The 12259-nt window shown below is 43.3% G+C and carries 9 protein-coding genes and 1 pseudogene; 8 read left to right on the top strand and 2 right to left on the bottom strand.

The genetic code is table 11. From position 1 onward, the window contains the following. The first annotated feature begins 88 nt into the window (after positions 1-88). The 7 genes and pseudogenes from BM135_RS04690 to BM135_RS17895 form a co-directional block, all read left to right on the top strand. Positions 89-676, top strand: a complete 588-nt coding sequence (locus BM135_RS04690) for a Maf family protein (RefSeq protein WP_092518338.1) — start codon at positions 89-91, stop codon at positions 674-676. Then, complete coding sequence (gene rng / locus BM135_RS04685) at positions 673-2142, top strand: ribonuclease G (RefSeq protein ID WP_092518337.1); 1470 nt, start codon at positions 673-675, stop codon at positions 2140-2142. Before BM135_RS04690 ends, rng begins: the two co-directional genes overlap by 4 nt. Before the next feature lie 163 nt (positions 2143-2305). Then, positions 2306-6133 (top strand): AsmA2 domain-containing protein YhdP, encoded by a 3828-nt coding sequence (gene yhdP / locus BM135_RS04680; RefSeq protein WP_092518336.1) that lies wholly within the window; start codon positions 2306-2308, stop codon positions 6131-6133. Next, positions 6130-6990, top strand: coding sequence for a deaminated glutathione amidase (gene nit1, locus BM135_RS04675; protein WP_092518335.1), 861 nt, complete (start codon positions 6130-6132; stop codon positions 6988-6990). The genes yhdP and nit1 overlap by 4 nt, the downstream gene beginning before the upstream one ends. A gap of 5 nt (positions 6991-6995) precedes the next feature. Beyond that, positions 6996-8441: a metalloprotease TldD gene (gene tldD, locus BM135_RS04670; protein ID WP_092518334.1), complete on the top strand. Its 1446-nt coding sequence runs from the start codon at positions 6996-6998 to the stop codon at positions 8439-8441. Positions 8442-8487: 46 nt separating this feature from the next. Further along, complete coding sequence (locus BM135_RS04665) at positions 8488-8874, top strand: hypothetical protein (protein ID WP_092518333.1); 387 nt, start codon at positions 8488-8490, stop codon at positions 8872-8874. Positions 8875-8876: 2 nt separating this feature from the next. Further along, positions 8877-9068: pseudogene (locus BM135_RS17895) on the top strand (ribonuclease domain-containing protein); the annotation flags it as partial. A gap of 479 nt (positions 9069-9547) precedes the next feature. On the opposite strand, the gene yjgA reads toward BM135_RS17895, so the two are convergent. Then, the gene (yjgA, locus tag BM135_RS04655) at positions 9548-10084 is read right to left on the bottom strand and encodes a ribosome biogenesis factor YjgA (protein WP_092518329.1); all 537 of its coding nucleotides are present in this window, start codon (positions 10082-10084) and stop codon (positions 9548-9550) included. Between the two features lie 199 nt (positions 10085-10283). Here yjgA and pmbA point away from each other — a divergent pair, with 199 nt between their 5' ends. Beyond that, complete coding sequence (gene pmbA / locus BM135_RS04650) at positions 10284-11627, top strand: metalloprotease PmbA (protein ID WP_092518327.1); 1344 nt, start codon at positions 10284-10286, stop codon at positions 11625-11627. Positions 11628-11676: 49 nt separating this feature from the next. Here the strand turns inward: pmbA and rnk are convergent, their stop codons facing one another. Beyond that, positions 11677-12087: a nucleoside diphosphate kinase regulator gene (gene rnk, locus BM135_RS04645; protein WP_092518317.1), complete on the bottom strand. Its 411-nt coding sequence runs from the start codon at positions 12085-12087 to the stop codon at positions 11677-11679. Between the last annotated feature and the right edge of the window lie 172 nt (positions 12088-12259).

The raw sequence follows: 12259 nt of genomic DNA, 5'->3' as shown, positions 1-12259 counted from the left end.
AATGGCTAATAAAAAGCAGTAACTTGAAAGGTGAAGGTACATAATAAATAAAAAAGCTGATGGGATAGATTCCTAAGGATAATTCACGATGAAAACCATTTACTTAGCTTCTGGCTCACCAAGACGGCGTGAGTTGGTAGGATTATTGGATTTTAACTTTGAAATCCTGGCACCTCAGGTCGAAGAAAAATGGCGTGAAGGGGAGTCTCCACAGCAATATGTTACTCGATTGGCCAGAGAGAAATCACAGGCTGGTGTAGCAATTGCACCACATGATTACCCCGTTCTGGGGGCTGATACCATTGTTGTATTGAATAACCGTATTCTGGAAAAGCCGCAAAATCAACAACATGCTGCGGAAATACTCAGTGCTTTGTCAGGCCAGTGTCACCAAGTGATAACGGCTGTTGCTTTATCGAACAATCAACATACCTTTAGTGAGATAGTCATTACAGATGTGATATTCCGCCAGTTATCCCAACAGGAAATACAGGAATATATTGCAACTGGAGAACCAATGGATAAAGCCGGTGCTTATGGCATTCAAGGTAAAGGCGGTTGCTTTGTCAGAAAAATTAATGGCAGTTACCATGCTGTTGTCGGCTTGCCACTGGTGGAAACGTATGAATTAATCACACGATTTTTAGCGTTAGCTGATGGGAAGGACTATTCATGACAGCAGAGTTATTAGTCAATGTAACACCATCCGAAACGCGGGTTGCTTATATTGACGGCGGTATCTTACAAGAAATTCATATTGAGCGGGAAGCCAGAAGAGGCATTGTCGGGAACATTTATAAAGGGCGCGTGAGCCGGGTTCTGCCCGGAATGCAGGCGGCTTTTGTGGATATTGGGCTGGAGAAAGCCGCTTTTTTGCACGCTTCGGATATTATGCCTCATACTGAATGTATTGCAGGTGAAGAACGGAAGAATTTCCATGTCAGGGACATTGCCGAATTAGTCCATCAGGGACAGGATTTAATTGTTCAGGTAGTGAAAGATCCCCTGGGGACAAAAGGTGCCCGCTTAACGACGGATATCACCTTACCTTCACGTTATTTGGTGTTTATGCCGGGAGCATCGCATGTTGGTGTTTCACAGCGTATAGAGAGTGAAGAGGAACGTGAGCGCCTGAAAAGCATCGTCATGGATTATTGTGATGAACATGGGGGTTTTATTATTCGCACTGCCGCTGAAGGTGTGGGAACAGAAGAAATTGCACAAGATGCAGCATTTTTGAAGCGTTTGTGGAGTAAAGTGATTGAACGTAAGAAACGCAATATCACCAAAAATAAGGTATATGGTGAATTGGCATTAGCTCAGCGTGTTTTACGTGATTTTGTTGGTGCTGCCCTTGATCGTATTCGAGTCGATTCCCGCCAAACATTTGCCCAATTACAGGAATTTATTGATGAATATATTCCTGAGATGAACGCCAAACTGGAACATTATCAGGGCAATCAGCCGATATTCGATCTGTATGGCGTGGAAAATGAAATTCAGCGCTCGCTGGAACGTAAAGTGGAATTAAAGTCAGGTGGCTATCTGATAATTGATCAGACGGAAGCCATGACGACAATTGATATTAATACCGGTGCTTTTGTAGGACATCGCAATTTGGATGAAACTATCTTTAATACCAATATTGAAGCAACACAGGCAATCGCCAGACAATTAAGGCTCCGTAATTTAGGCGGTATCATTATTATTGATTTTATTGACATGAGTAATGAAGAACACCGATGCCGTGTATTGACTTCCTTGGAACAGGCATTAAGTAGAGATAGGGTGAAAACAAGCATCAATGGTTTTTCACAATTAGGTTTGGTTGAAATGACGCGCAAGCGTACACGAGAAAGCATTGAACATATCTTGTGTGATAATTGTCCAACTTGTCAGGGGCGTGGCACGGTAAAATCCGTCGAAACCGTGTGTTATGAAATCCTGCGCGAAATTGTACGAGTCAATCGAGCAATCAATGCTGATCGTTTTCTGGTTTATGCCTCTCCTGCCGTCAGTGAAGCCTTGAAAGGGGATGAGTCCCACGCATTGGCTGAGGTGGAAATTTTTGTGGGCAAGCAGGTCAAAGTGCAGACAGAACAGCTTTACAGTCAGGAGAAATTTGACGTTATTATGATGTAAGACAATTTGTTTATCAGATCAATTTATAAGGTCAGTTTTTATAAGATCAGTTTTTATAAAGTCTAACGTGTAAAGGCTGGCTTGTAAGATCTGGTTTTTGTCAGGTCTAGTTTATAGAAGACTGGTTTGTAGAGAAATAGCGCTGACAACCAAGGAGAAATGCGTGAGGCGACTGCCGGGGATATTATTAGCGACAGCCGCAATAGTCATTATCATTGTGGCTTTGCTTGTCAGCGGGTTGCGTTTCTTCCTGCCACATATCAATGAATATCGTCAGCAATTAGTAGAAAAAATTGCTGACGTGACGAACGTTCCTGTCAATATTGGTTATATCAAAGGTCGTTGGGAACCCTTCGGCCCTAGTCTGGAAATCCGTGATATCAGTGCAAAAGCAGAAAATGTCAATATTCATGCCAAAAAAGTCATACTTTCTTTGGATGTCTGGCGTTCACTTTTACAACGGCGCTGGTATTTTCGTGATCTGTCTTTTTACCAGCTTCAGGTTAATTACGATAAGACGCTGTTTGGACAAGGTGGTGAAAATAGGCTTTCTAAGTCAGATAGACTATCTCCCTTGTTTCTTGAGCAATTCAATCATTTTGACCTGTATGACAGTCGCTTAACCTTTTTAGCGCCATCTGGTGAAAAAGTTGAGCTGCTATTGCCGCAACTGACATGGCTGAATAAAGATAACCGTCATCGGGCACAGGGCAGCGTAAACCTTTCTTCGATTAATGGGCAAGAAGGTGTTGTTCAGGTGAAGTTTGACCTGAAAGATATCAAAGGGATTTTGGATAGTGGCACTGTTTATTTGCAGGCCGATGAAATCGATATGCGGATGTGGTTAAGTCGTTGGTTAAGGGATAGCACAGGATTAGATAATGCCCATTTTAGTTTAGCCAGTTGGATTACTTTGAAGGACGGGCGAATTGATAGTGGACGTTTGCAGCTCAGGAAGGGTGGGGCAAACTGGCACGTCGGAAATGAAAATCATCAGATTGCAGTTAATGATTTCCTCTTGCAAATGCGCCGTCAGAGTGAAGGATGGTTGTTTGATATTCCAAATCTGGCAAGCCTGAAAACTAATGAGCAGCAATGGCCAGAGGGAAAAATTTCGACGCTGTATGTTAAGCAGGCATACAAATATCAGGGTAAAGATCACTGGCGTATTCGTGCTGAAAATATCCAGCTTGAATACTTGAATGGAATATTGCCGATACTCTCCTTTGTGACACCGGATACCGTCAAGGATTGGCAACATCGTCAGCCGACAGGGATGATTGACAATTTTGCCCTCGATATCACGCCAGAGCTTCCTGATGATATGGGAATCCGCATGAAATGGCGGGATATAAGCTGGTTACGCTGGAAAGAACTGCCTGCAATCAACCATTTCAGTGGTATGTTGGATGGTAATAAACAGTGGGGAAATCTCAATTTTGCATTGAAAAACAGCATAATTGATTATGGCTCTATGTTTCAGGCTCCACTTGATATTACCAGCAGTGAAGGTCAGATCTTCTGGAGAAATAATCAAAATGGTATGGAGGTATGGAGCCGAGGGCTGGATTTGCAGGCAAAATCGCTGTGGCTCAATGGAAATTTTCATTATCTGGAACCACACAATAAACAGCCTGTTTTGGCAATGTTAGCAGGGATTAGAGCGAATGACATTGGTGAAGCATGGCGCTATTTTCCCAAGCCACTGATGGGGGAATCTCTGACAAACTATTTGACCTCCTCCTTGATTAAGGGAAAGGTCGATAATGCCACTTTGGTTTTTCGTGGTGATCCTCATGATTTCCCATTTAAACAGAACAATGGCCAATTTCAGGTATTTGTCCCCCTGCGTCATGCGACCTTTCAATACCAACCCGATTGGCCGGCTCTGTTTGATTTGAATATCGATCTGAATTTCCAGAATAACGGCTTGTGGATGCAGGCACAGAAAGCGAGCTTGGGAAAAGTCGAAGCCACTCAAGTTTCGGCAGTCATTCCAGACTATGGCAAACATAAGCTGTTTATTGATGTGGAATTATCTGGAAATGGAAAGAATATCCATGATTATTTCAACCAAAGCCCGATGGCGGACTCGATTGGCGCTGCGCTGGAGAGTTTACAGCTTGATGGCAGGGTGGATGGAAATCTCCATCTGGACATTCCTTTGGATCATGGCGAAGTTGCTGCAAGTGGAGAAGTGGTGCTGAAAGATGCGGATCTGTTCATCAAGCCATTGGATAGTAAGGTGGAGCATCTCAATGGAAAATTTCGCTTTGACAATGGCAATTTGAAAAGTGAGGCATTATCGGCTGACTGGCTGGGAAATCCCTTGTCTCTGAGATTTGCTACCCAAGATTTGCCAAAGCATTATCAGGTTAATGTGAAATTGGATTCACGCTGGGAGGCGAAGACATTAACGCAGCTTCCTGCGGAAATTCGGAACAAGCTATCCGGAACTCTGAATTGGCAGGGGGATGTGAATATTACGATACCTTCTGGTGATCCACCTGCAAAGAATGAAAAGAATGATGTGAAATATCGTGTCGCAGTTAATGCAGATTTGTCACATTTGAACAGTAAATTACCAGCCTTGGATACTCAGTCCCTGAGAGAATGGAATAAGCTCAATGTCCATGCTGAAGGCAATATGAACCAGCTTCAGATAAAAGGATTAATCGGCAAACGATATGCGTTTAATACTCAGTGGATGTTGGAAAAAACTCACACCAGATTGCAGCGAGGAATTTTTCATACAGATGGTAATGGGATACCTGAGTTGCCGAAAAAATCGTTATTGGCATTAAACTTGCCTGTAGTAGACGGCGACAAATTATTGGCGTTGCTTGGAGTTGTGCGTTGGAATTCATCGAAAGATAATGGTTTGTTGTGGCCAAGCATATTTGAAATTTCATTGCCTTCACTGGATCTGGTTGGACAGCGTTGGAATCAATTGACACTCAATGTTGTTCAACAAAACGGTGGAATGAAAGTAAGCGCACAGGGGTTGGAGATTGATGGCAATCTTCTTATTCAAAAGAATAAACCGATGCAGGCATCAATCAATTATATTTATTACGATCCCCTGTTTGCGGCAGATTCGTCGATTGATGGCAAAAGTTTAACGTCAGGCAAGGCATCTGTTCCTCATTATTCTTTGGGGAGTTGGCCGGCACTGGATGTCAAATGCGCAGAATGCTGGGTTGCTGGACTAAAACTCGGCAAAGTATCTGGATCGATCATACCTGAAGATAATTCTCTGGTTTTGATCAATGGGCAAATGGAGAACAGCGCTGTAAACCTGACGTTATCGGGTCGTTGGTATGAAAGCAATATCGGAAACCATAGCTATATCAAAGGGAACTTATCGGGAAATAAATTCGATGATATGGCAGCTTATCTGGGGTTTATCGTTCCGATTGTTGATGCACCTTTCGAATTTGATTTTGATTTGAAGTGGCAAGATGTGCCGTGGCAGCCAGATCTCAAGACATTGAATGGGAAGCTGACCGGAAAAATAGAGAAAGGTGCTATCGCTAAATTAGGTGGCGGCAGAGCCGGGCAATTATTAAGGCTTATCAGTTTTGATGCGTTGTTGCGTAAATTACAATTGGATTTCAGTGACACATTCAGCAATGATTTCAACTTTGATTCCATTAGTGGTGATGCAACCATAAAAAATGGTGTTATGTATACCGATAACTTTCTCATTGATGGGTTGGCTGCGGATATCAATGCTACAGGGCGGACAGATTTAATCCATCGCCGGATCAATATGGAACTGGTGATTACGCCAGAAATTTCGACAACAGTAGGCGTCGCGACGGCGTTTGCGGTCAACCCTGTTGCTGGTGCGGCAGTTTTTGCCGCGACAAAAGCACTGAGGCCTCTATGGAGTAAGATATCGGTAATTCGCTATCGGTTAACCGGCAGCCTAGAACAGCCTAAAATTGATGAAGTTTTACGTCATCTTAAGGAGGATAAAGGGTCATGAGAAACGTCAATGTTGCACTTTTGCAATTATGCAGTGGTACAAATGTTAAACATAATTTAGCGCAAATTGAACAACAAATTAAGCAATTACCAGAAACAGTAAAACTGGTTCTGACGCCAGAAAATGCTCTGTTGTTCGCTGATGCTGATACTTATCGTGAATATGCAGAAATACAGGGAAGTGGGCCATTGCAACAGGCAGTGAGCGAAATGGCACAACGTTACGGTGTTTGGCTGCTGATTGGCTCTATGCCGATGGTCAGTCGGGAAGATCCTACTCGTATCACAAGTAGTAGCCTGTTGTTTGATGATCAAGGTGAAATTAGAGCACGTTACGACAAGATTCACATGTTTGATGTCAATATCAACGATGAACACGGTGCCTATAATGAATCCACTATTTACCAGCGTGGAGAATATATTACCGTTGTTGATACGCCCGTTGGTCGTTTGGGTATGACTATCTGTTATGATCTGCGTTTCCCTGGCCTTTTTCAGGCATTGCGTGAACAGGGGGCAGAACTTATTTCCGTTCCTGCGGCTTTCACCCGCCTGACGGGTAAAGCGCATTGGGAGCCTCTGTTGAAAGCCCGTGCCATTGAAAATCAGTGTATTATTTTGGCACCTGCACAGGTTGGTGTACACGGTACGCGCAGAACATGGGGGCACACTATGGCGGTGAATGGCTGGGGAGAGATCATTAAGAAAAACCCTCTGACAGTCAGCGCATTACAGCTTAATATCCGCTGGGATAGTTTGACTCACATGCGTGAGCAGATCAAAGTGGTGAAACACAATCGCTTCCGTCCACAACTAACTTCTTTGATAAAAAAGAATACAAATCAAGATAAAGAGTAACCAATATGAGTTTACCTTATGTCAGTGAATATTTACTGACGGCTAATAATTTGAATCATCAAGACTTATTTTCTGTTCTGGGGCAATTGTCGGAACGCCGTCTGGACTATGCCGATCTCTATTTCCAATCCAGTTATCATGAAACATGGGTATTGGAAGACAGCATCATCAAAGATGGCTCTTATAACATTGATCAAGGTGTGGGCGTTCGTGCGATCAGTGGAGAGAAAACGGGTTTTGCTTACGCAGATCAAATCACATTAAATGCGTTACAGCAAAGTGCCCAGGCTGCGCGCAGCATCGTACGAGAAGCTGGTAATGGCATTTCGCATACATTAGGTGCAGTGACACATAAGGCACTTTATCCAGCAATTAATCCTTTGCAGAGCATGAGCCGGGAAGAAAAAATTGCTTTGTTGCATCGAGTTGATCAAATAGCACGAGCGGAAGATCCCAGAGTTCAGGAAGTAAACGCCAGCTTAACAGGTGTTTATGAGCAGGTGCTGGTGGCCGCAACAGATGGTACATTGGCAGCAGATATCCGCCCATTGGTGCGTCTTTCTGTAAGTGTATTAGTGGAAGAGGATGGTAAGCGTGAGCGCGGTGCCAGTGGCGGTGGTGCTCGTTATGGTTATGAATACTTCCTGCGCACTGAAGATGGCCAAATTTTGGCAGAGCAGTTTGCTCGTGAAGCGGTTCGCATGGCACTGATCAACTTGTCAGCTGTTGCTGCACCTGCTGGCGCAATGCCAGTCGTCTTGGGGGCTGGGTGGCCGGGCGTTCTGCTGCATGAAGCGGTAGGGCACGGTCTGGAAGGAGACTTCAACCGTCGTGGTACTTCTGTTTTCTCTGGCCAGATTGGGCAAAAAGTGGCTTCAGAGTTATGTACTGTGGTTGATGATGGCACGATTGAAGGGCGCCGTGGTTCACTGGCTATTGATGATGAAGGTGTTCCGGGGCAATACAATGTGCTGATTGAAAATGGCATTTTGAAAGGTTACATGCAGGATAAACTCAATGCCCGCTTGATGGGTGTGGCTCCGACGGGTAACGGCCGCCGTGAATCTTACGCACATTTGCCAATGCCCCGTATGACTAATACATACATGCTGAAAGGAAACTTCACACCGGATGAAATAATCGCTAGTGTTGATAGTGGCCTATATGCACCAAATTTTGGTGGTGGGCAGGTAGATATCACATCCGGTAAATTTGTTTTTTCAACAAGTGAGGCCTATTTAATTGAAAACGGTAAAATTACCAAACCAGTAAAAGGTGCGACTTTAATTGGTTCTGGTATTGAAGCTATGCAGCAAATTTCGATGATAGGAAATGATCTGGCTCTCGACAAAGGTGTAGGTGTCTGTGGTAAAGAGGGACAAAGTGTACCAGTTGGGGTTGGGCAACCAACCTTGAAGTTAGACAACCTGACCGTAGGTGGGACAGCTTGATGATTAATTAAACTCAATAGATATAATCATATAGTTTGAGGTCATCATGAAAAAAGGCACATCAGTTTCTGTAGTATCAATTTTGGTTGTATTATTGGTTTTGGCCATAGTGTATTTCGCCTTTCGCAAAGGAGGATTTGCTCCTAGTATCGTAAGCACAGGTAACGTAAGTACATTGAATACAGCTAGCAAAGGTACAGGTGGCACAGGTACTACGAAGCAAGACACTGTTTCTTCAGATAAGCCTTTACAAGGCACAGTTTCTTTAGCTAAGCCTTCAGATCAAGCTTCCAAACGAATTGAGTCTCTGACGGAACACGCTTCTGTTGCGTTCTACATCCATAAACATCACAAACTGCCGCCCTATTACATTCTGAAAAAAAAGCTCGCCACCTTGGTTGGGAGCCCAATAAAAGAAATTTATGTGACGTAGCGCCGGGCAAGGCAATTGGCGGTGATCAGTACGTCAACAGTGATAATAAATTGCCGCAAAAGCCTGGTCGTATATGGTTTGAAGCAGATGTGGATTATCGGTGTGGTCAAAGAGGCAAAGCCAGATTGGTCTATTCTAATGATGGCCTTGTTTATCTAACGGTCAATGACTACAAAAGTTTTACCAAAATCTAAAAGCTTACATTTAATGTACTCGATTGAATTTTTCTTTATGTTGAGACTCCCCGTTTTTTAACGGGGAGTCTCTTTGGATAATTAAAATTTATTTGGTATAGCGGGATTTTCTATTTATTAACTACATGACTTTCATCACCAGAAAAATATTTCTCAATATTTTCAAATGCATTTTCGAAATAAAATATCATAACAACTTTTAGTAACTGTTCTGATATAAGGCCTGAATTTGTTTTGTAACATATTGATAATCATCAGGAATAACAATTAACAGCATTTGAGATATCCTTTAGATAAATTCTTCGTAATGTAGGGAAACAGGATGGAGATAATCAAAGAAAATAAGGTTATCTTATATTTCATTACCGGGCTGTAACATTTGATTCAAAATGTTAATTGAGGCTGGTTAATATAATGAAAAAGAAGGGATAGAAAGACATTACCGCCAATTCTTAATATGAAATGGCGGTAAGGGAATACTAAGCTGATTCCGATAGTTCTTTCAAATATTGAAAAATCTGACGGTAGGATTTAGGTGGCTTGTTAGCTGCCTTCTCTTTTTTAGCATTACGAACTAGTGAACGAAGTTGCTGGCGATCAGTATGTGGATACAGAGCTACGACTTCTTCAAAGGCATCATCGCTTTCAACCAGTTTGTCACGCAGTTCTTCCAGTTTATGTAAAATAACGGTTTGCTGGTTGTGACGGTTTTTCAGTTTATCCAATGCAGTGGTGATTGGTTCAGGATCGCGGGCACGCAATAATTTACCAATTAACTGCAATTGACGGCGACGTCCTTCACGTCTGATTTTCTGTGCCAGCTCAATGGCGGCCAGCAGATCTTCATCCAGAGGAATTCGCTCCAGTTGGTTTTTACTGAGTTCAACCAGCTCAGCCCCCAACTTTTTCAGTATTTCAGCATCCCGCTTAATTTCACTTTTACTGACCCAAATTATCTCTTCTTCTTCCTCTTCAGCAGGATAATTGTCGAGCCAATCTTCAGGCTGCTTTGCCATAATCGTTTTCCTTCTAAAAAGGCCGGATAAGGTGCGTTTTGGAGCATGACCTATCGTCCGGTGGGTGTTAACATCCTAATATTGTGTATTGTAACTGGGAAAATTGCCTGATTACCACCTCGGCATTCGTGTCATGAACCGAAAGTAGGCATTTTTTCTGACTAATTCTCTTTTTAATTCATTGGATTACGGTTAATTAATGATAGTCACTAATCAACAAATCGTAGAACAGCGTAAAACGTTGGAAGATGCGGTTGCCCATGCTCTGGAATTAGCGAAAGCAGGTTGTGATGCTGCGGAAGTTGCGGTTAATAAAACCACGGGAATTAGCGTCAGCACCCGTTTCAGTGAAGTCGAAAATGTTGAGTTTAACAGCGATGGCGCATTGGGGATCACGGTTTATCACCAGCAGCGCAAAGGGAGTGCTTCTTCTACGGATCTCAGCCCTGAAGCGATTGCTCGTACTGTGCAGGCCGCTATTGATATTGCTCGTTATACTTCTCCTGATCCTTATGCAGGCCCGGCGGATAAAGAGTTATTGGCATTTGAAGCACCTGATCTGGATCTTTTCCATCCTGCTGATCTGGATGCAGATAAAGCCATTGCTTTGGCTGCCCGTGCTGAACAAGCGTCATTGCAGGCAGATGAACGTATTACCAATACTGAAGGCGGAAGTTTTAACAGCCATTATGGTATTCGGGTATTTGGTAATAGTCATGGTATGCTGCAAAGTTACAGCTCAAGCCGTCATTCTATGTCAAGCTGTGTGATTGCCGAGCAAGATGGCACTATGGAACGCGATTATGCCTATACCGTGGGTCGCCATTTTGACGAGTTGCAATCACCTGAATGGGTTGGACAAGAGTGTGCTCGCCGTACGCTTTCCCGTCTGGGAGCGCGTAAGCTATCAACGATGAAAGCGCCTGTTATCTTTTCTGCGGAAGTGGCTACTGGGTTGTTCGGGCATTTGGTTGGCGCGATCAGTGGTAGCAGCATTTATCGTAAATCTTCTTTTTTGTTGGATAGTCTGGGCAAACAGATCTTACCTTCATGGCTGACGATTGAAGAGCATCCTCATTTACTGTGTGGATTGGCTTCAACGCCATTTGATAGTGAAGGTGTACGCACAATACCACGTGATATTGTTAAAGATGGTATTTTGCAGACTTGGCTGCTGACTTCCTATTCTGCCCGTAAGTTGGGAATGATAAACACAGGCCATGCCGGTGGAATTCATAATTGGCACATTGCAGGTCAAGGTCTGGATTTTGCTGGTTTGTTGCGTGAGATGGGAACTGGCCTGATCGTCACTGAGTTGATGGGACAGGGCGTTAGCGCTGTTACTGGTGATTATTCTCGTGGTGCATCCGGTTTTTGGGTCGAGAATGGCGAGATCCAATATCCGGTCAGTGAGATCACCATTGCAGGCAATTTGAAAGATATGTGGGCAAATATGGTGACAATTGGTAATGATATCGAAACACGCAGCAATATTCAGTGTGGTTCGGTGTTACTGCCGGAAATGAGTATCGCCGGTCAATAGGGATACTCAATCAACAGCAGCCAGTTCGGTTAACTGAGCTGGCTGGAAATCAGCGGTGATATTCACCAGCGGCTTCTGGTTGGTAAAGTATTTCCAATACTTTTATGCGTGTTTTTTCACCGTTTGGCAATTCCCATGTTATTTCATCATCTACCCGCAGACCCAGAAGAGCTGCACCCAAAGGAGCCATGACTGACAGATGTTTGGTGCTGTCTTGCAGGGCAGCAGGATAGACTAGTGTACGAATACGTTCTTCATTGCTACTCAGATCAATAAAACGAATTTCACTGTTCATTGTGACAACATCGGCAGGAATATCTACCGGAGCCACTATTTCAGCTCTATCCAACTCCTTGTTCAAAGCATCCGCAATACTGGTATTCGCAAATGCAGGTTGTTCTAACAGAGAGTCTAAACGCTCAGCATCCAGTTCATTAATAATGATTTTAGGTTTTTTCATACCACACTCCAAATTAGGCTCAATACAAAATAACACCCCGCATCGCAAGAAGGGGGTGTTATTTTCAAAGTGATTAAAATGATATTAGGCTGTTCTGCCGTGAAAATAAAGAGATCATGATCACGAACTGTTTTGTGTTGTTAATGAAATAAGGTTCATCAACACAGGTTAG

Source organism: Xenorhabdus japonica (assembly GCF_900115195.1).
GTDB classification, from domain to species: Bacteria; Pseudomonadota; Gammaproteobacteria; order Enterobacterales; family Enterobacteriaceae; genus Xenorhabdus; species Xenorhabdus japonica.
This window is presented reverse-complemented; position numbering and strand designations above follow the sequence as displayed.